Consider the following 19,995-nt stretch of genomic DNA (forward strand, 5'->3'; position numbering starts at 1 on the left):
CAAACGTAACTTCCGCATTGCCGGTAAACTGTCCACAAACATTACTCCTCATAAGCCGACTTCTTGGTACTAATCCGATGTCGCTGAGCGCGTTCGCGATTTTTGCATCATTTGACAACCAATTGCGCCGGCTGGAACCCATAGGCCGCGTTCACTGGTGATGGATCTGAGGGTCGATATCGAAGACGAGATATCGGGCGAAAAAGGGCAGAACTTCGGTATAGATTCGGCCGTCAGCGCCCCAATTCGACTCGTCAAAAGGTCCGGTGTATTCTTCGGCGCCGTGAGCAACTCCGAATTCGTTCAGCTTGCGAGTAAAAGCCTGGTTGGCATACACGTGGTCATAATTCGCATCGTTCCGCGTCCAGTCAAACTTGAATCCTCTCAGAGATTTGAGGTTATTGGCGTATTGCGGAATCATCGTCTCCAGATAAAAGTTATTGCGGAAACGATCCATGAGTTTCACATCGATGATCAATTTGCCATTTTCCTGGCGTCCAGGCAGGTCGACGAACAGCGGCGGCTTGGCGGGATCAGGCAGATGAGCCTGAAACATGGTAGTGAAGATGCGTGTGCCGCCATCTTGTTTCACGTCATCCATCGATTTTGCGTTTGTCAGAATATCCCATTTGGGTATAGTCATACTGACGCCGACACCTGTCCCCGTTCCCACCGGGTGCATGGCATACACGGAGCCAAAGACATCCGGATGCCTCATACCTAAGCGGATAGCTCCATATCCTCCAATGAAGATTCCGGCAATGCCTCGGGAATCCCTGTTAGGAAAGGTCTTGAAATTTGCATCAATGTACGGTATCAGTTCCTGAATCATGAGATCTTCCCAGTTGCCGGTGACCGGGGAGTTCACATACCACGAAGTTCCAAGCGGCGTGTTCATGTCGACCGCTACGAGGATAAAGTCCTTGATCACACCCTCTGCAATGGCCAGATCAAACAGGCCCTGAGCATCTCTGTGATCAAAATCGAAGCGATAGTTTTCCTCGAAAGGGTTCGGTAGAAAATAAATCACCGGGTATCGATGCGTCGATGTGAGGTAACCAGGAGGCAGATAAATCACCATCTTCCGTACCGGGCTGACACCGATCCTATTACCGGCAAAGTTCATTGAGATGACTTGCCGGTCGATGATCTGACCCTTCGCCGATTGCGCCAGGGTGGAAACAGCGTTTAATGCCATGGCAAGCAGAGCGGTTGCGCCGAGAATCTGTCGCTTCTTCATGACACTATGCCCTCATTTCGGAGAACCGCCATTCGATCAGGCCGGAACCGCAGAATGGCCAGATACCACGCGGGCACAATCAACTCCCAATTGAGCACCCACAGGTGGCCGGAAAGTGCCAGTACAGCCATGCAGATTGTTGCTGCCAGAGCCAGAGTGAAAGCCCGGCGCCGGTTGATTGTCCCGCCGCGCCTGCTAAAGCAAACCCCTGCGATCGCGGGAAACAGAAAGAGCAGGAGACAGAACCGCGGCAACGATTCCTGGCGAAACCGCAGCAGACAAAACAAACATGGTAGAAAGCAGCAGATTGCACTTGCCGCCAATGTGCGGCGCGAAACCGAATCAACGGTGAATCCGGCGGCCCACGCGCAAATCATCAACACAAGAGCTTGGCAGAGAAGCGATACAGCTTCTGCCGGCTGAGCAGAAAAGAGGTTCAGCTGCAACCCATATGCGAAGTAAGTTCGAAGCTCCGAGCTGATGGCAAATGAGAATCCCATCAGCAAAAAGCTGCACGGGAGCGCCATGCAGGGAGCGGCTAACCAGGGACGCCAGCTGGTCCACAATTGCAACTGACGACGCGCCACCAGCCCCGATACTTCTCGCATCCCTCGCCACGCAGTCTCACTTGTCTCGATCAGGTCGCCGAGGACGATCTCGCGCTCTTGGGGAGTTAATTGCAGGGCCATGGCTTCGATGAGCTTCCATGCAATATCTCTCATTCGGCCCCTTCCGTCCGCCGCCGCGCCCAGGGCGCACGATTGCTCATGCGGATCATGGTGTCGTAGAAGCTTCTTGCCGCGGCGGTGCCGGCCGGCGTTACGCGGACCATCCTCTTCGAGCGGCCTCCTCGTTGAGGCGTGCCCACTCCCATCCAGGTCTTCACCAGTCCTTTGGCCTCAAGCCGGTCAAGCGTTGTATACAAAGCGCCTATCGAGCAACTCCGGCCTGTCGCCTTTGCAATCGATTAACGCATAGCGACGCCATAGGCGTTTTCGCCCAGAGTCGCTGCCGCCGTGACCAGAAGATATTCGAATTCGCCCAGCATCGTTATAACTACAATGTGATACTAATGGGCCGCCTTGTCAACAGAAAAGAAGAGGAAGTGCGATTTCAATTGGCGCGTACAGGACAAAGCACTCATCGAGGACGGCGTAGGCCGTTAGTCCTCATAAACGCGCCTGCGTTGAGTAATGTCCGGGTGGTCGGCATTTCGGAAGTAACTCTGACTAACCTGCTGCGTCTCTCAGGGACATTTAGGAGATGGGTTCTACTTTGCGGCTGTCTGGTTCGGGATCTTGTAATCGTCGGTGAGGGTTTTCAGGAAAGCTACGAGTGCATCCTCCTCCTGGTCCGTCAGTTTCAGGTTGCCAAGTTGGCGCTTGTTGAGATTTGTCGAGTCTTCAGGCGCCGGCCAGCAGGTGATCTTCTCGCCCGGGTCATTGGGCGCACATCTCGGCAGAACGTCGCGCGTGTTGTAGAAATGCACGACTTCTTTCAGGTTCTTGAAGTAACCGTTGTGCATGTACGCTTTCACAAAATCAGGCGTTGGGCGCATATCCACGTTGCGCAATGTTGGCACCTGAAACTTGCCGTCGAAGTGCGGCGCAAGCTCGATCCACCCCGAATCCGGATTTAGCTGCCCGCTCAGGCTTTTGAGTTTGCGCAGGAAGTGTCCTACGCCTGCATCGACGTAGTCGTTGCCGCTGGGGTTCGCAGAATAGCCGTGCTGATCGGGAGCGCCCTCATAGTAGTATTGCAGGCCAGGATTTCTCGGGACGCCTAGATTACTGGCGGTGAAATCAGTGAAAAGCGGCTCTTCGCCCGGGCCTCCATCACGATGACATTCATTGCAACGCGCTTTGCCGCGGAACAATTCATAACCCAACTTTTCCTGGGGTGTGAATTGATCCTTTCCGGCTTGAACGGCGTCGTACTTTGACGTGAACGGGCTCACTTCGGGCGAAAACTCATACGCGGAGACGGCAAGGCCGAAGCTATCGTATACACGGTCGGATCGAGCACGGTCGGCGGCGCTGAGATGGACGGGGTATTCGTCCGTGGCTGGGGGTGGTCCCGGCGTTGCGCAGATCTTTTCCACGTTGGGCGGCCATTGAATGGTGAAGGAATCCTCGCCCCAGACTGTTTCAAAGAGCTTGCGATAGGGAGCCTGGGAAATGCGGTAGGCGAGACAAGCCGAATCGGGCAATCCCATTTCTACGGGATTGGTGGGTGGCCCCTGTGCCTGTTCCGCGCTCGGATTCTGGAGGCGGTATCCGCTGGCGCGCATATCCCAGAAGTTTCCACCGACAAAATCGCCCTGAAGCGCGTTGTAGTGGAGTACCGGAGCGAAGGGCGCATACATGTAGCTTTGCGGTTTCCGGTTGCTGAACCGGGTTCTCACCGATCCGGGGTAGGAGACTGTCGTCTGGTTCAGTGCTTGAATCGGCCCGGTGAAGCCGGTCTCCGGCGTATGGCAAAAACTGCATGCTTCGTTCTGGTTGACCGAAAGGTGCTTATCGAAGAGCAGGAGCTTTCCCAGCGTGCGGACCTGTGCCTGACGGTCAAGTTGAGTGTGTTCTACCTGGCTTAAGGTGTCGGCCTCAATCTTGTCGAGGGCGGCCACGACTCTTGCGACCTCCTGATCAAAGGAGGGAGGCATTTTGCCGGCAAGATTGCTCGGGCCGGCCGCAGTGGTTGACTGTGGTTGATCGCTCGCAGATGTCAAAGGCGTGCTGAGGGCGAGCGCGGTCAGAACACCTGATACGAGACGGGTGCCCATGGCTTATTTTCTCAGGAAAACGCGCCGAGTATTGTATTGGGGCGTTAAAAAACGCCCGCAATCGCCGCTGAGGGTGACTCTGCTGACAGCCGGTTGGCTCTGGGCCGGGAAATTCAAAGCGGATTATTCGCCAGGGAGTTTGACGTCTTGATGAGCGGGAAGGGATGCGGTGTGGATCTGTCGGGCGAGGCCTAGTTTCCCCAATACCCAGATGCAGTAGTAGTTGAGGTCGTATTCGTACCAGGTGAGGCCGTGGCGCGCGGAGGCGGGATAGGCGTGGTGGTTGTTGTGCCATCCTTCGCCGCCGGTCAGGAGGGCGACCCACCAGAGGTTGCGCGAATCGTCATGTGTCGAGAAGCGGCGCGAGCCCCATATGTGCGTGGCTGAATTGACCAGCCAGGTTACGTGCAGGCTCAAGGTGACACGGAAGAAGATTCCCCAAAGCAGGAAGGGCCAGCTGCCGGTGAGATAGAGGACGATGGCGAGGATGACGAGCGGCATCCAGTGGTATTCGCTGAGCAGCATGAGGTAGCGGTCGGCGAGAATGTCGGGCGCGTATTTGCGGATCAGCTCGGATTCTATGCTTAGCCCCTTGCCGTAGATCACCCATCCGGCGTGCGACCACCAGCCGCCTTCGCGGGGCGTGTGGGGATCTCCGTGGCGGTCGGTGAGCTGATGGTGGACGCGATGATTGACCACCCAGTAGAGCGGTCCGCCTTCAAGTGTGAGGGTTCCGCACGTGACGAGAAGATATTTCAAGAAGCGAGGGACCTTGTATCCGCGGTGCGTCAGCAGGCGGTGGTAGCCGACGCAGATTCCCAGGTTGATGCCGATGAAGTACAAAACGGCTGTGATGATGACTGCCTTCCAGTTGAAGAAGAAGAGCGCGGCGATGGCTCCGGCGTGAAAGAGGATCAGAAAGAGGAGCGTGATCGTGTTGAAGGAATTGCCTTGTGCTCTGCGGCTTAGCGGGTGGGCTTGCTTTTCTTCAACGGTGGTGGCTGTGGCCATGCTTGATCCTCTGCTCTCATACGAGCAGGGATTGCGGGTTTGTTGGGTGAATTTTCTTTAATGTGATGGGATATGTGAGCACTTCGGATGGCTGGTTGGGATATTGCCTTCCCACCCTTCGCTTTGCGAAGGATGGGGCACCGGTCTGCCTTTCTGAAACGAGCCTTGCTAGCGCAAGGCTTCGCACGAACTTTGTTCGCGCGAAGCCTTCGACTTCGCCACGCTTCGCTCAGGATGACAGGATTTGGGGGATCTAGCCTCTAGCTTTTTCTATGGCTCTTACTATTGCGCGGGATTTGTTTACCGATTTCTTCGAATTCTTTTTCCGGGCCGGAGTCGGCTACGATTCCGACTCCGGCCTGGGTGTGGCCTTTCTTGCCTTGTTGCAGCGTGCGGATGCAGGGCCGCTTGGATCTGGGTTGGCGCGCGCGTGAAATACTCGCGCGTTTGTGAGTAATTGCATTTTCGAAGAAGATTGAAGCGGAGATTGTGGTGTGATAACATCTTGCCGCTGCGTCAGGGTTAGACTCAAACGTGGCAAGTTGGGCCCCTTTATCAGAAAGGAGTGCTCAGAGTATGGCTGAAAACCTACCTACCCGAACTGCATCACTTGACGATGCAGGATTTCAGAAACTACTTAAGCTAGCTCAGGAAAATCCCGCTCTTGCAAAAGAAGCCGCTGATGAACTTGAGGCAAATCCGCGAGCAACCCTCATCAAACTATTCCGCCTTTCGCCTAGCCAAACCGCTGCAATCGCGAATACCAGCGATGAGGTCTTGCGAAGCCGAGCCACGCTGCTTATTCATCGATTAAGGTCTGGCAACTTTAAGGGCATCACCTATGAACCCGGTCCTGCACCGCCTGGTGAAATCGGACCGGATATCTCTTGTGAGTGTCACATAAAGATTAGTAGTAACTAAGGTCATCTCCATCGCATAGTGATCTGGCAGCAGAAGCTGCAGGCACATTGCCCTCAGTTCTTCGTGCCCCACTTACCCTGGGGCACGAATCTTAGTACGAATAGTCCTGAGAGTGTGACTGTTTCTGCTCGGTTCAGTTTGTTCAGATTTATCTATTTCAACACATTGTCAGTTTCTTGCGCGTTCGATCGCCCTTACAACGGCGCGGGATTTGTTTATCGATTCCTCGAATTCCTTCTCCGGGACGGAGTCGGCTACGATTCCGGCACCGGCCTGGATGTGGCCCTTCTTGCCTTGTTGCAACAACGTGCGGATGGCGATGCAGGAGTCGAGATTGCCGGAGTAGTCGGCGTAGAGGACGCTGCCGCCATAGATGCCGCGGCGTGTCGGTTCCAGTTCCTCGATGATTTCCATGGCGCGAACTTTCGGGGCGCCGCTGAGGGTTCCGGCGGGGAAGCAGGCGCGGAAGGCGTCGACTGCGTGTAACTCGGGGCGGAGCTTGCCTTCGATTCCGCTGACGATGTGCATGACATGCGAGTAGCGTTCGACGGACATCAGCTCCTTCACTTCGACGGAGCCGTACTCGCTGACGCGGCCTACGTCGTTGCGGCCGAGATCGACGAGCATGACGTGTTCGGCGCGTTCTTTTTCATCGTGGATCATCTCGTCGGCGATGCGGCGGTCGTCTTCGTCGCTGGATCCGCGCGGGCGCGTTCCGGCGATGGGGCGGTACTGGATGCGGTCCTGGTTTACCTTCACCAGCAATTCCGGTGACGACCCTGCGATGTGCGTGTCGGCGTTCTTTTTGAGGCTGAGGCGCAGGAAATATAGATACGGCGATGGGTTGACAGTGCGCAGCGCGCGGTAAATCGAGAAGGGATCGACGCCCGGCTCTACATCGAAGCGCTGCGAGAGGACGACCTGAAAGACGTCTCCGGCGGCGATGTATTCTTTCGCGGTTTCGACGGCTTTGAGGAAGTCTTTTTTCCGCGTCTGCGACTCGAGCTTGAGCTTGCCGCGGACTTTTTTCTGTTTTGGTTTCTGGAATGGTCTTGCGAGGCGCTTCTCTAGTCTGTCGAGGCGCTTTAGGGCATTGGCGTAGGCGCGGTCGGGCTTCTGCTGTGTGACGTCAGCGGTGACGATGAGCAGCATTTCCTTGCGGATGTGGTCGAAGGCCAGCACCTCGTGGAAGAACATGAGGCAGGCGTCGGGCAGGCCGAGGTCGTCTTTGGTGGTTTCGGGCAGGCGCTCGATCTGGCGGACGACATCGTAGGCGAAGAAGCCTACGGCTCCGGCAGTGAAGGGCGGCAGGCCCGGGATGCGCGCGGGCTTGTGGCTGCTCAGCAATCCCTTGCAAAGGTTGAAGATGTCGTCTTCCATGCGGTGCAGCTTGCCGTTTTCTGTGATCTCAATATTTTTGCCGCGCGAGACGATCTTGCGGAACGGGCGGATGCCGATGAAGGTGTAGCGGCCGATTTTTTCGCCCTGCTCGACGGATTCAAGGAGGAAGGCTTCGGGCTCGTCGGCAGCGAGGCGCAGGAAGGCGGTTACCGGGGTTTCGAGATCGGCAGTGAGCGTGCGGTAGAGCGGCACGAGCGTATGCGACTTGGCTAGCTTCAGGAAGTCGGCGCGATTGGGGAGCGTGGTCTCGGGCGAAGGCATGGCTTTTGGCTATCGTACCGTACGCAGGTGAACCGCAATCGGCGCCAGTTTGAATCCTATTGACAAGCTGCAAAGCGAGTGTATCCTATGCATAGGATTACGAGGTATACTTGAATTTCAAAGGAACACTGCCCACCTTGATTCTGGAAGCTCTACAGCAGGAGCCGAGCCACGGATACCGTATTGCGCAGCAGATCAAAGAGCGCTCGCAGGGGGTGCTCGATTTCAAGGAAGGCACGCTCTATCCTGCGCTGCACAAACTCGAGAATGAAGGTCAGGTGGAGTCCTATGATGCGGTGGAAAGCGGGAGACAGCGGCGCTATTACCGCATCACAAAAACCGGACGCAAGACGCTGGCAAAGGATCGCGCGGAATGGCACGAACTTTCGCGAGCGGTGACTGCGATTCTGGGGGAGGCGTAGGCGATGACCGCACTGGAAAACTGGTTGCAACAGGCTACTCGGCGTTTATCGAAGGAGTCGGCAGCTCAGGTCTGCGTTGAGATTCGGGAGCACTATGAATCGGCGCGCGAGGCTGCCATGGCCCGAGGCGCAACTGCTGAGCAAGCAGAGGTGTCGGCGATGACTGCGCTGGGTGACGCGAAGAGCGCGAATTGCGAGTACCGCCGCGTTCTGCTGACGAGGGAAGAAGCGCGGGTTCTGCGCGAGGGAAATTGGGAAGGGCGGGTAGTTTGCTCGAGCCCCTTGCTGAAATACCTCCTTTTTGTCGTGCCTCCGCTTGCATTGGTTGCAACTGGGGTGCTTTTCCTGAGCGGTTCGCATGGAATGGCGCGAGTGGCGCTTGCTTTTGCATTGATCACCGGCACCCTGTTCGCAGCGCGCTTTATGCCGATCTATACTCCTGCGCGCGGACGCGTTTTCCGCTGCGTGAAATGGGCGGTGTTTGCCGGCGCGCTTGGGCTGATTCTCGGCGCGGATACGCTCAAACTGTCCTGGTTGCTGATCCCCTCCTTGTTTCCTGTGGTCTGGGTGGAATGGCAGCGGGTTTCCATTCGGCGAAAATTGCCTGTCGCCCGTTGGCCGAAGCAGTTGTATTTCTAATCCTTATCTATTCAGGCATCCCGGCTTTGTCCTGAGGCCGGCGTACTGACTCATCTCAGCCTCTCTTCGTGTTATTCCGGTCAAAATTCGCAGCTTTGAGTCTGCGCTGCTGCCCCTGTTTTGTTCGTTAGCGGTGGCATAGCGTCGCCCGAATAGGTCTTTGGAATCCAAATAGATAACTATTCGTGACCTCCGTAATGCTTGCGAGGTGTTTGAGCGGAGGCCTATACTCGGTGAGTTTGGCCGGATGTGCGTCTTTCACTGTCATTGCGGGTCAAACATTTAGGGAAGACAGCCGGAGATAACCGGCTTCGGCGTGTCTGAAATGGTTCGTGCGGCGTTGACACAATGCTACCGGGCAAGTTGGAGAATCCGGTCGGGACGGTAAGGCGTTCCAAGGGAGAGATAGATTTCGTATGGCTACCATTACGCTCGAGCAGGAGATTAATCCATGGGAAGCACAGGCTGCTCGATTTGATTTTGCTGCCCGCAAGCTGAACCTCGATGAGGGTCTATGGCGCGTGCTGCGGCACCCCTCGCGCGAAATTATCGTGCATTTTCCCGTAACGATGGATGACGGACGAATTGAGATGTTTACCGGCTTTCGTGTGCTGCACTCGCAGGCGCGTGGGCCCGGCAAGGGCGGTATTCGCTATTCGCCCGATGTGACGCTCGATGAAGTGCGCGCGCTGGCCAGCTGGATGACGTGGAAGTGCGCGGTGGTGAATATTCCGTTCGGCGGCGCGAAGGGCGGTGTGATCTGCGACCCGAAGCGGATGTCAATTGGCGAAGTGGAACGCATGACACGCCGCTACACTGCGGAGATTATCGAGTTCATTGGTCCGGAAAAGGACGTTCCCGCGCCCGACATGGGCACCAACGAGCAGACGATGGCCTGGATCATGGATACCTACTCTATGCATCAGCGCCAGACTGTGACGAGCGTGGTGACGGGCAAGCCGGTGAACATCGGCGGGTCGCGCGGGCGGCGCGAAGCCACGGGACGCGGTGTACGGGTGATGTGCGATGAAGCACTGAAGTATCTGCAGATGCCGGTGAACGGCTGCCGCGTGATTATTCAGGGCTTCGGCAACGTGGGCTCCAACGCCGCTAACCTGATGCGCGAGAGGGGCTACAAGATTATCGGCATCGCAGAGTACGACGGCGGGCTCTACAACCCAAATGGCATCGACATCTGCTCTCTGCTAGAGCATCGCCAGCGCAATGGTACGGTGCTTGGATTCAAGGGCGCAGAGCCAGCGGACTCGCTCGATCTGCTGACGACTGACTGCGAGATCCTGATTCCGGCCGCGACGGAGAACGTCATTACCAGCCGCAATGCGGAACGCATCAAGGCTCGCATCATCTGCGAAGGCGCGAATGGTCCGACGACGGCTGTCGCCGACGAGATTCTGGCGGACAAAAAGGTATTTATCATTCCGGACATCCTGGCGAACTCCGGTGGTGTTACCGCTTCATATTTCGAGTGGGTACAAGACCGTCAGGGCTACTTCTGGAAAGAATCGGTTGTGAACGAGCAACTGGAGAGCATTCTGGCGGAGAGCTTTGACGATGTGGTTCGCTACTCGGATGCGCATGGAGTGAACAATCGCATTGCCGCATACATGCTGGCGATTGATCGCGTGGCGTTCACGATCAAGCAGCGTGGAATTTACGCATAAGCAGGTCTTTGCCCAATGAAAGAAGGACGAGTTTTTGCCCGTCCTTCTTTTTGTTGAGCGAAGAAAGTGAAAGCAGATCCTTCCGCTTCGTTCCTCAGCGTCAGGATGACAATGCCTTGGCGATGTCTATTCCATGCGCAGTGCCTGTAATGGATCGAGGCGTGAAGCGCGCCAGGCGGGAATCGCACAGGCAGTTGCGGCTACGAGCAGGAGCAGCATGGCGACTGCTGTGAAGATCGTCCAGTCGAGAGGCTGAGCTCCATAGAGCATGTTGCGGATGAGTTGCACGGTGAAGCCACTGCCGGTCAATCCGAGAACAAGGCCGATCCATGCTGGCGTCAGGCCGTCGAATAACAACAAGCGCACGACTGAGCTGCGTTGCGCGCCGAGTGCGATGCGGATTCCAATCTCGCTGGTGCGCTGGGTAGCCAGATACGAGAGCACCCCATACAAGCCAACCGCAGCAAGCAGCAATGCGATGATGGCGAACGCCAGCACGAGCGTCGAGGTGAAGTTGGCGTCGAGTGTGGATTTGCCAATGGATTGCTCCATGGTCAGCACATCGGAGACGGGAAGATTCGGGTCGAGCTGCGCCAACACCTTTTGAATAGGGAGCGCCAGTCCTGTGACATCCTGATCGGAGCGGACAGCGATCGACGACCACCACCATGGGCCGGAAAGAATGGGGAAGTACACCGTCGGGCCTGTTGGCTCCGTAAGGCTCCAAAGCGTGTCACCGACAACGCCGACGACTTCAAAGTCGGCATCTCCCCAAATGTTGGCGCGGATATGTTTGCCCAGTGGATTTTCGTTCGGGAAATACTGGCGTGCCAGGGACTGGTTGATGATCACACTTGATTGACCTGCCTTCAGCCTTTCGCGGTCTTCAAAAGCGCGCCCGCTCAATACCGGAATCCTGATCGCCTGAAAATAGCCCGGATCGACAGCGCGGAGCATCGCATTCAGGCCAACCTGAGTTCCGGCTGGGTATTCGAGGATGGAAAAGCTTGCGTCGCCGCCATAGCCCTGACCGGGCAGTGTAGTGGCGAGCCCTGCGGCTTTCACTCCGGGTATCGCATGCAACCGATCGAGAAGCTCTGAAAAGAAGGCGCTCTTCTTGGCATAGGTGTCGTATTGCACGTCTGACAGCGAGAACCGCATGGTAAGCACATTGCGTGTTTCGCAGCCGATGTCGAGCGAGCGCAATTTCTGGTAGCTCTTCAGCAATAGGCCTGCGGTTGTGAGCAGCACGACCGTGAACCCTACTTCGATCGTGAGCAGAATCTTTCTCAGCAAAGCGGTGGATGAGCCTGAACTGTTTGTGCGGGATGACTCCTGGAGCGATTCAAACAGCGGCCCGCGCAGGAACGAAAAGCCCGGAACCAGACCTGCAAGCATGCCGCCGAGTGCTATCATGCCCAGTCCAAAAAGAAGGATCGCGCCGTCGAAATGGACCGTGTCCACGCGGGCCAGGTCAGGACGCGTATGGATGAGCCATTGTGTCCCAAGCCATGCCAGGGGAAGACCGAGAGCGCCAGCGGCGATGGCGAGTACCAGGCTTTCCGTCATCTGCTCGCGCAACAACCGCATGCGGCTGCCACCGAGCGAAGCACGTATGGAAATTTCCTTTCGGCGAGAGGCCGATCGGGCCACCAACAGATTGGCTACGTTGAGGCAGGCAATCAGTAACACACACGTCGTTGCCGCGAGCAGGATGTAGAGCTGTGTCTTCGCATCATGCACCACGCCATAAGGTGCGGGTGGAGTAGCGGAAGTCGCGCCAGAAGTCATCGAAGAAATGCAAGGTGTTAAATTCCCACTCTTCTTCTCGCACTCGTCGCGGGCTGCCGAACTTGTCGCGGGCTGCCGAACTTGAGGTACGCTTGACGGCGGGCTTCTTCCGGGAGAGACCGCGAGCGATGTTCTCATCGATTTCGAGGACAATGTGCGCTTCGATTTCCAGCGCGAATTCGGCGTCGCGCCCGCGCCGTGTGAAAAATTTCCCGATGTTCACAGTCTTTCTCCCCTAGTCGAGGCTTTCGCCCATTACGCGCCCGATCGCTTCGACGATCTGACGCCAGCGGCCCGCTTCAGCTACCAGCTGTTTCCGGCCTGCAGCCGTCAGCTGGTAGAACTTCGCTTTGCGATTGTTCTCGCTTGCACCCCAGTAGGAAGAAACCCAGCGGCGATCTTCAAGGCGATGAAGGGCTGGATAGAGTGAACCTTGCTCCACGTCGAGCACATTCTCCGATGTGTGCTCGATGACGTGGGCTATGGTGTGACCGTGGGCGGGCCCCATGACCAGCGTGCGCAGGATCAGCATGTCGAGCGTGCCCTTCAGCATGTCGACGTCTGTCGGCTTTTTTGTTCCATCCATGATTCGCGGTTCATCCTCTCCACTCGAATTTCTATGGAAGAAGACTATACACCACTCGAAGTTCTATGGGAAAGGGTTTTGGGGCAGGGCCGTAGACGGGGTCCGGGGTCATGGGACTTTGCATCTCGGTCAAAAAGTCTCTCGAAAGAATTTCTGAGACAAACCACCTGCGGTATGCTTTCTTAGCGAGGGAGATCATGCCTAAGGGTGGGTTGCGAATCGCATTCTTCTGCATGCTGGTTGTTTCAACCGTTTCTGTCTGCTATGCGCAGGCGACGGCTACTATGCCGCCCGATTATCGCGGTGTTTCGGTGCGTATTCCCGGCGTCTTTGTCACGCCGGTTCCTGATGCGCCATTTTCTGCCACCGTCGAGATTGTTTCCAAGCAGAAGCTGGAGGCTGGCTCCTTCAATATCCGAACTACGACAAACCACGTAGCCCGCGATGCAGCGGGACGCATCTACAACGAGCGCAGGCAACTGGTTTCAACGTCTTTCAAGGGCGATCCAATCCTGCTGTCAGCGCATATCTATGATCCGGCAACGCGCACGAGTACGTATCTTGATCCATTCAGCCATCTGGCGAGACAAAGTGTCCTGCGGCAGCCGCAAACAACGGCAGCGCGGATTCCAGTTCTGGGGCCGCATGCGGGGGCTGCCCTGACTACAGAGCAGGATCTTGGCGAGCAGACGATTGGAACGACGCTATTGCGCGGCACCAAGAAGGTCTGGACGGTTCCGGCCACGGCGAGCGGCACGGGAAAGGCGGTCGAGATTGTCGATCAATATTGGTATTCGCCGGAACTCTCGGTATATCTGATTGTCCAGCATGACGATCCGCGAACCGGTGAACAGATTGTTGCCGTAAAGGATGTGAGCCGGGGAGTGACGGATGAGTCGCTTTTTGCCGTTCCATCGCGGTATCGTGTCGTGGACGAGACTCCGGAACCATAACACTTTGCTGAGGGAGCGGTCCTCGCTTGCAGTACGCGAGGTGGTGCATAATGGCTAGGTAAAGCCTTTCTCGCCCGGCTGTCCATTGTGAACCTTCCCAACTCCATCACGATGTGCCGTATCTTCAGCGTTCCGCTCCTGATCTGGATGCTTTCGCCGTATTTTCCATTGCGGGGGCCGAATGGCGAGCAGGAGCTGTTTACCTCCATCTTCTTCATTCTGGTATCCATTTCTGACGGAGTAGACGGCTACCTGGCGCGGCGGCGCGGGCAGATTACGACGATTGGCATGCTGCTCGATCCACTGGCCGACAAGCTGTTGATTACGGCCGCCTTTATCTGTTTAGTTCAATATTGTCCCGACATTGTGAAGCCGTGGATTGCTGTGCTGGTCATCGGGCGCGAGTTCCTGGTGACCGGCTTGCGGAGCATCGCCAGCACCGAGGGGTTCACGATCGAGGCCAGCGACATCGGCAAGTTGAAGACCGTGATACAGATCGTCGCAGTTGTCGCGGTGATTCTGGCGCATCGCTGGGATGCATGGCATTTTGGCTGGTTCATCATGCCAGTGCGCCCAGTGGCGGTAACGGCGGTCTATTTTATGGCGCTGGTTTCGACGATCTCGGCTGTGGATTATTTCGTGGCGTTCTGGCGGAAGATCGATCGCGCCACGGCCAGCCGGCGCAAGCGAGACAATGATTTTGTACTTAGCCGTAAAAAGAAGAATATTCCCGCTTAGGGCGGCATTTAGCCCAACGAAATGCAAGGCGATATCGCTAAACGACTGAATTGGACTTTGGGCTTTTCGGTAAACAATTTTGCGGCTCATTCGTCTTTAGTGAATAGAGGCTGTGCGGATGTTCTGCCATAGAATCGCTCCGCTGCATCCTCTTGCTCCAGAAGAGAGAAGCCCCGGTGGTTCGTGGGTCCGCCGGGGCTTTACTTCTTGCTTGCCTCTTATTGTCTCGGCGCAGAATGCGCCGTTGGTCTAAGAGCTATACTTCTGCGATGGTCAAGACATTCGATTGGCAGAAGGGAAAGCTCTATCTTGGGTCGGGACCGGCCGACCCGGCCGTTTCCGTCATGTTCGATCTGAAGATCGAGCATGAGCCTGAGACAGAGGTTGAAACGGCCGAAGGACGTCTCCGCGTTGTGGATGAGGCATTTTCCGGGGAGCCATTGGTGATGATTGAGCAGACAGCGCCTTTAAGGCTGGAGAGCGATCAGGTGAAGGCCAGAGTCACTTTTAAAACCATGAGCCTGAAGACCGGCGAATACACCTTTGTCTGTTCGGGTCCGGTGCAATATTGAATCGTTTCGATATCGCAGCCCAGCTGACGACCCCCTTGGACAAAAGAAGAGGCCAGCGGTTGGACCGCTGGCCTCTTCTTTTAAGACCGGCGAGATTAAACGTGGGTCTGCCGGATATTTGCTGATTTAAGCCTGTGCGACCGGAGCTGCGTGATGGGCATTCCCATGACGCGTGGTGAGCCGGTGAACAAAGTGGTAGGGCGGCCAAGGACCAGAAAGCTGCATCTGGCAGTCCTTCATTATCTGGCTCGCGCTTGAATATTTATTTTGATAGCGTTCCACACATTTGTTGTCGATCAGGTGGGCGATATCGAGGAGCATCTTTCCGGAATCGGTGCGGCGGCAGCTGACTTCTTCCGCCAGCGGCGAAAACATCCGGTGCATCTGAACAGAAACGGCACGGGCTTTCGTCTGGCGTTCGCGTTGGCGAGTAGCGTTTTCCCGAAGCTGCGCGAGGTATTCTTTGCCCGTCCCGGGATTTCCATGAGTGTGAAGAGAATAAGCGTGCAGTTGTTCCCGGCAGCAGTCGTCAAGCAGCACCTTCAGGTGCATCTCGGCCTTGCCGCGCAGGCGGTCAATATTGGTTAGGAATTGGCGCTGGTTGGAGCGGACCGAGCGGCGAAGGCTTTCGTCGTCCGTGAAAACGGTTCCAAAACGAAACGGCAGAACTGTGGAGCTTTTGAAGCAGTCTGCGATGACTCGGGCGTGTTCGACGGCTGCCCGATCGTTCAAGTTATCTTCGGGGGAATGTTCGCTGACGATAACGGCTAAATCACTGGCGGGGTAGAGGAAAACCTGGTTTCCTGCTATGCCCGACACCGTTTCCATAGGAATGGGTTTGCGGTGGCGAAGCAGTTCAGGGAAGGCTTGTTTCTCGGCAATGCAGTAGGCATACCATGCCATAGAGAATCTCTCCGTATGCTGGCACTTTTAACTGGATTACATCGGTATCTTCTTGGAACGACTGCATGTTTCGCTCTGGCGTGTCCGTTTTGCCACGAACTACTCCGAACTGACACGTATCCTAGTCCCTCGAAGTATCAGCTGGCAAATATTTGTTTAGATCCGGTGGAAACGTGAGCGCGTGAAAGTGATTTCGCATTCGCCATATCAAAATTGCATTCATAATACGAACAAGACATTAACCAAACGAAGAACAGGACTTTCAGATGGTTCCGTTAGTCCAAGAATCGCCGAGGGAAGATGGGCGATCGAACCGGACGCTGCCAAATTGCGATCCGTGAAATGCTGCGTGCGCTGCGCATTCTGGCTGTTCTGAGTGGGTTGGCTGGAAGGTTGAGCACTCAGGCTCCAAGCGCGGGAACACCACCGGCTAGCACTCCGGCCCGTGCGACCGCCTAACGTCTGCCTTCTGAAGGTGAGTCTAGAAGCGGCAGGAGCGCAGGAACTTTGCGCGGTCGGTGGCGCGTTCGATTTCCTGGGAGACTTTTCCGCAGAGTTCTTCTACAGACGTGCAGCGCTTCGCGGCCTTTTTCACAATCACGTCGGAGATTGGACCGATATACGTGGCGAGTTCTTTCGTGATGCGTTCGATGTCTTGTGTGCCGATTCTCTGGATTCCGACTTCAGTGTTGACAGTGTGAGGACCAGAGGGAGACGGAGAGACAACTTGAGGCGCAGCTTCAGCGCGCGCAGGCTGGGGAGCCGGCGTGTCCATATACGGGTGCAGTGCGCGAATCAACACCTGTACATCCGACTTCCAGCGTGCGTGGGTTAATTCCACGGCGTTCCTGTAATGCAGTTCTTTGAGGTCATCGGGAAGTTGGTCGGCGTGCGGCATCTTCGCTCCGCGTACCAGGACTGGAATCACCGGAATATCGCGACGCAGAGCCGAAGCCAGTTCGATGCGGACAAAGTCATTCGCATTCTCAAGCCGGCGGCTTCCCTGACTGTCCTTTGAATCGAGCCAGTCGCGTCCAATCAGCGCGAGCAGTACATTGCAATTCGCTACACTCTGGTCGATGGCCTTGCGAAAATCGCGGCCGGGCTCGATGGCTGCTACGTCCATAAACACCGAATCACGGCTGAAGTGAGAGGTGAGGTCATCGAACAACCGGCCAGCTTCGCCTTCGGAGTCGTCTCGCCGGTAATTAATAAAGATGGAACGCAGAGCAGACCTCCCAGAGGAGCAGCAGGAATCAGAGCAAGCGCAAATGCCGGAGAGTTCGGACGAATTCCGACTCCCTTAAATGCTTGAAATCGAGTGTACTCCGGCAATTTGTTGTCATTCAATCGGAGACTTGGCCAGGTATCTCTTGGGTACAGGCACGGGTGGGCGTCACTCGGATGCTTCGCTACCGCTCAGGTTTATTCGGCTCTTAGCGCTTCCACCGGATTCACTGAGGCGGCGCGACGGGCCGGGATGTAGCTGGCAAGCAATGCCGATAGTCCGAGCAGAAGCGCTACGGCGGTGAGCGTGGGCACATCCCAGGAGTGGACGCCAAAGAGGAGCTTGCCCATCAAAGCCGTTAAGGCGAGGGAACCTGCGAGTCCGGCGAAGATGCCGAAGGTGATGAGCCAGGTGGCTTCTTTCAAGATGAGTTGGTAAACGGAACTGCGCTGCGCGCCGAGGGCCATGCGCACTCCGATTTCGCGCGTGCGCTGGCTTACTGAATAGGCGATGACTCCGTAGAGGCCGACGACGCTGAGCAGGAGGGCCAGGATGGCGAAGCCTCCGACGAGCCACGCAGACGAGCGGTGAAGGTAAGCGGTTTCGGAATCGCTGATTTGCTGCTCCATGGTGAGTTCGTTGCGAACGCCGATGTTCGGGTCAATCTCGTGGATGACCTTGACGAGGGCGGGGAGCATGGACTTTGGGTCCTGCGCCGTACGAACGACGACTTCGAAGTCGTCATCGGTGGATTGCACGAAGGGATAATAAACAGCTGGGCGTATCTCTTGATCGAGGCCACCTTCCCGGATGTCGTCGACTACGCCGACAATTTGCCGCAGGGACTTCGGTGAGAGTTCGGTGTCGCCGATCATTTTGCCGATGGGGTCTTCATTGGGGAAGAATTGTTTCGCGAGTGTCTGGTTAATGATGATGGCGGGTGTCGACGAAGCGTCGTCGGCCTCGGTGTAGAAGCGGCCGCGGATCAATCGCGCCTGGATGGTCTTGAAGTAGTCGGTGCTGACAGAGCGCTCGGGCGCGTCGTTGTGCTCTCCGTGAAAGGGATGACCCTGAACCCGGAACCACGTTGTATCGCAGTTGCAGGTGACTGGAGGATCGCTGGTGTGGCTTGCGATGACGACTCCTGGCATCGAGGCGATGCTGTCGAGCACACGCTTTGAAAGCGCGATAGATTGTGGCGGCTTTTCATAGTTCGCGTTGGGAGCGGAGATCTCGAACAGGGCCAGGTGGTCTGGGTTGAAATTGAGGTTCACGTGGAGTAGACGGTAGAAGCTTTTGCCGAGCAGACCGGCTCCGGCAAGGAGCACCACCGCGATGGCCAGTTCCAATGCGACGAGGTTTGAGCCGAGACGTTTCCAGGTTGTGCCAGCAGCGCTGCGGCCGCCTTCAGCGAGATCTTCGCGGAGATTTGCAATGGAGAGACGCAAGGCTGGAGTGAGGGAGAAGATTGCGGCTGAAAATATTCCGAGAGCGGCGGCGAAAGCGAGTACACGTGGGTTGAGGCCGATGCTTTGGAGATAGGGCATGCGCAGCAGCATGTCGGAAGGGATGAGTTTGAGCAGCAGTTGAATCGCACCGTAAGCCATAGCCAGGCCGCAGATCATAGAGGCGGCGACCAGCACGATTCCTTCGGTGATGAACTGACGGATCAGGCGCGCAGGCGATGCGCCGAGTGCTCCGCGAACAGCCATTTCACGCTTACGGTTTTCGGCGCGAACGAGAAGTAGGCTGGACACGTTGACGCAGGCGATGAGCAATAACAGGCCTGCTCCGCTGAGGAGAACCAGCAGGATCGGGCGGATATCGCCGACGATGGCGTCACTCAAAGACATGACCAACGCGCCCTGCCCGAGATTGGAGTCAGGGTATTGCTTCTCAAGCTGCGCAGCGATGGATTTCATGTTGGCCAGCGCGGTCTGGATCGAAACGCCATCGTTGAGGCGGGCGATACCGAAGAGGTTGTGGCAACTGCGCCGCTTTTCGCAGTTATTTGGATCGTGAAGTGTTGTCCAGAACTCGGCTTCACCGCGCGGCGCGAAATGGAATTCCGGGGGCAGCACGCCGATGATGGTGTATGCGGCATCGTCGAGCATCAGGGATTTGCCTACGACGTCCTGGTTTCCTCCGAAGCGCTTCTGCCATGTGCTGTAGGCGAGCAGGGCGGTGCGCGGTGCGCCGGGAGTGTCATCGGCCTCGGTGAAAACGCGTCCCACTGCAGGAGATACGCCGAGAGTATGAAAGAAGCCGCCGGCGACGCGCGCGGCGGGAATCGTCTGTACTCCCGAAGGGCTTTTCCAGAGATAGCTTGCCCAGCCCCAGGCGTCGAAGGAGCTGAAGACCTTGTTGTCCTTTTTCCAGTCGAGATAGTCCTGATAGGAAAGATTGCAGTGCGGGCAGGCCGCTGAGGTTTCGTACACCCCGACGAGGCGAGATGGATTTTGATAGGGAAGCGGCTTGATCAGGGCGGCGTCAACGAAAGAGAAAATGGCCACACTGGCGGCGATTCCCATAGTGAGCACCATGATGGCGACACAGGCGAAGCCGGGGTTCTTGTGCAGTTGGCGGAGGGCGAAGCGGAAGTCCTGCCAAACGCTCTCGATGCGAAAGCCGACGATCTCGTGGCTCTGTTCCTTCAATCGCACGTCATTGCCGAACTGGCGGCGTACTGCATGTTGTGCATCTGCCGCAGGCAAGCTATCAGACTGCATCTCTTGCCGGACCTGTTCGCGGTGGAAGTCCATCTCTTCGTCCAGCTCACGGTTGTAGTTGTCACGGCTTATAAGGATAAGGAGCTTGCGAAGGAAGAGCGTGATAGCTTGCATGGTTTCCGCCTGTTTTGAAGGA

General features: G+C 56.5%; 20 protein-coding genes. 8 read left to right on the plus strand and 12 right to left on the minus strand.

Annotated elements, in window-relative coordinates:
* Positions 1–151: 151 nt before the first annotated feature.
* From H7849_RS02610 to H7849_RS02630, 5 genes are all read right to left on the minus strand, one after another.
* Positions 152–1,240, minus strand: coding sequence for an alpha/beta hydrolase-fold protein (locus tag H7849_RS02610; RefSeq protein WP_186743914.1), 1,089 nt, complete (start codon positions 1,238–1,240; stop codon positions 152–154).
* A complete protein-coding gene (locus H7849_RS02615) occupies positions 1,237–1,962 on the minus strand; it encodes a hypothetical protein (RefSeq protein WP_186743915.1) in 726 nt (241 codons plus the stop codon). The genes H7849_RS02610 and H7849_RS02615 overlap by 4 nt, the downstream gene beginning before the upstream one ends.
* Positions 1,959–2,204: a PadR family transcriptional regulator gene (locus H7849_RS26630; protein ID WP_285288955.1), complete on the minus strand. Its 246-nt coding sequence runs from the start codon at positions 2,202–2,204 to the stop codon at positions 1,959–1,961. Before H7849_RS26630 ends, H7849_RS02615 begins: the two co-directional genes overlap by 4 nt.
* A 306-nt stretch (positions 2,205–2,510) precedes the next feature.
* Positions 2,511–4,022 (minus strand): cytochrome-c peroxidase, encoded by a 1,512-nt coding sequence (locus H7849_RS02625; RefSeq protein ID WP_186743916.1) that lies wholly within the window; start codon positions 4,020–4,022, stop codon positions 2,511–2,513.
* Positions 4,023–4,145: 123 nt separating this feature from the next.
* Positions 4,146–5,033 carry an acyl-CoA desaturase gene (locus H7849_RS02630; RefSeq protein WP_186743917.1) on the minus strand — a complete coding sequence of 296 codons (888 nt, stop codon included), beginning with the start codon at positions 5,031–5,033 and terminating at the stop codon, positions 4,146–4,148.
* Between the two features lie 272 nt (positions 5,034–5,305).
* On the opposite strand from H7849_RS02630, the gene H7849_RS26635 reads away from it, so the two are divergent.
* A complete protein-coding gene (locus H7849_RS26635) occupies positions 5,306–5,467 on the plus strand; it encodes a hypothetical protein (RefSeq protein ID WP_251106563.1) in 162 nt (53 codons plus the stop codon).
* A 142-nt stretch (positions 5,468–5,609) separates the two neighbouring features.
* On the plus strand, positions 5,610–5,954 hold the full coding sequence (locus H7849_RS02640) for a hypothetical protein (RefSeq protein ID WP_186743918.1): 345 nt from the start codon (positions 5,610–5,612) through the stop codon (positions 5,952–5,954).
* A gap of 168 nt (positions 5,955–6,122) precedes the next feature.
* On the opposite strand, the gene trpE is transcribed toward H7849_RS02640, so the two are convergent.
* Positions 6,123–7,616 carry an anthranilate synthase component I gene (gene trpE / locus H7849_RS02645; protein ID WP_186743920.1) on the minus strand — a complete coding sequence of 498 codons (1,494 nt, stop codon included), beginning with the start codon at positions 7,614–7,616 and terminating at the stop codon, positions 6,123–6,125.
* A gap of 110 nt (positions 7,617–7,726) precedes the next feature.
* Here trpE and H7849_RS02650 point away from each other — a divergent pair, with 110 nt between their 5' ends.
* From H7849_RS02650 to H7849_RS02660, 3 genes are all read left to right on the plus strand, one after another.
* Positions 7,727–8,038: a PadR family transcriptional regulator gene (locus tag H7849_RS02650; protein WP_186743922.1), complete on the plus strand. Its 312-nt coding sequence runs from the start codon at positions 7,727–7,729 to the stop codon at positions 8,036–8,038.
* A gap of 3 nt (positions 8,039–8,041) precedes the next feature.
* Complete coding sequence (locus H7849_RS02655; protein ID WP_186743924.1) at positions 8,042–8,677, plus strand: hypothetical protein; 636 nt, start codon at positions 8,042–8,044, stop codon at positions 8,675–8,677.
* A 416-nt stretch (positions 8,678–9,093) separates the two neighbouring features.
* Positions 9,094–10,359: a Glu/Leu/Phe/Val family dehydrogenase gene (locus tag H7849_RS02660; RefSeq protein WP_186743925.1), complete on the plus strand. Its 1,266-nt coding sequence runs from the start codon at positions 9,094–9,096 to the stop codon at positions 10,357–10,359.
* A 126-nt stretch (positions 10,360–10,485) separates the two neighbouring features.
* Here H7849_RS02660 and H7849_RS02665 read toward each other — a convergent pair whose 3' ends face one another.
* Genes H7849_RS02665 through H7849_RS02670 form a run of 3 tightly spaced genes read right to left on the minus strand, consistent with a single transcriptional unit; the run spans position 10,486 to position 12,736 of the window.
* Positions 10,486–12,150: an FtsX-like permease family protein gene (locus tag H7849_RS02665; RefSeq protein WP_251106564.1), complete on the minus strand. Its 1,665-nt coding sequence runs from the start codon at positions 12,148–12,150 to the stop codon at positions 10,486–10,488.
* Positions 12,095–12,373: a permease prefix domain 1-containing protein gene (locus H7849_RS26640; RefSeq protein WP_251106565.1), complete on the minus strand. Its 279-nt coding sequence runs from the start codon at positions 12,371–12,373 to the stop codon at positions 12,095–12,097. The genes H7849_RS02665 and H7849_RS26640 overlap by 56 nt, the downstream gene beginning before the upstream one ends.
* 12 nt (positions 12,374–12,385) lie before the next feature.
* Entirely contained in the window at positions 12,386–12,736 is a 351-nt protein-coding gene (locus H7849_RS02670; protein WP_251106566.1) for a PadR family transcriptional regulator, read from the minus strand.
* Positions 12,737–12,933: 197 nt separating this feature from the next.
* Here H7849_RS02670 and H7849_RS02675 point away from each other — a divergent pair, with 197 nt between their 5' ends.
* The 3 genes from H7849_RS02675 to H7849_RS02685 all read left to right on the plus strand — a co-directional run bounded on the left by H7849_RS02675 (position 12,934) and on the right by H7849_RS02685 (position 14,999).
* On the plus strand, positions 12,934–13,689 hold the full coding sequence (locus tag H7849_RS02675; protein ID WP_186743929.1) for a hypothetical protein: 756 nt from the start codon (positions 12,934–12,936) through the stop codon (positions 13,687–13,689).
* Positions 13,690–13,776: 87 nt separating this feature from the next.
* Positions 13,777–14,427 (plus strand): CDP-diacylglycerol--glycerol-3-phosphate 3-phosphatidyltransferase, encoded by a 651-nt coding sequence (gene pgsA / locus H7849_RS02680; RefSeq protein ID WP_186743931.1) that lies wholly within the window; start codon positions 13,777–13,779, stop codon positions 14,425–14,427.
* Between the two features lie 269 nt (positions 14,428–14,696).
* Positions 14,697–14,999, plus strand: coding sequence for a hypothetical protein (locus tag H7849_RS02685; RefSeq protein ID WP_186743933.1), 303 nt, complete (start codon positions 14,697–14,699; stop codon positions 14,997–14,999).
* A gap of 126 nt (positions 15,000–15,125) precedes the next feature.
* Here the strand turns inward: H7849_RS02685 and H7849_RS02690 are convergent, their stop codons facing one another.
* The 3 genes from H7849_RS02690 to H7849_RS02700 form a co-directional block, all read right to left on the minus strand.
* Positions 15,126–15,902: a GvpL/GvpF family gas vesicle protein gene (locus H7849_RS02690; protein ID WP_186743935.1), complete on the minus strand. Its 777-nt coding sequence runs from the start codon at positions 15,900–15,902 to the stop codon at positions 15,126–15,128.
* Between the two features lie 481 nt (positions 15,903–16,383).
* A complete protein-coding gene (locus tag H7849_RS02695) occupies positions 16,384–17,175 on the minus strand; it encodes a toll/interleukin-1 receptor domain-containing protein (protein ID WP_222439813.1) in 792 nt (263 codons plus the stop codon).
* Positions 17,176–17,327: 152 nt separating this feature from the next.
* Positions 17,328–19,973: an ABC transporter permease gene (locus H7849_RS02700; protein ID WP_186743937.1), complete on the minus strand. Its 2,646-nt coding sequence runs from the start codon at positions 19,971–19,973 to the stop codon at positions 17,328–17,330.
* Between the last annotated feature and the right edge of the window lie 22 nt (positions 19,974–19,995).

This window comes from Alloacidobacterium dinghuense (assembly GCF_014274465.1).
In the GTDB taxonomy this organism is placed as follows: Bacteria; Acidobacteriota; Terriglobia; order Terriglobales; family Acidobacteriaceae; genus Alloacidobacterium; species Alloacidobacterium dinghuense.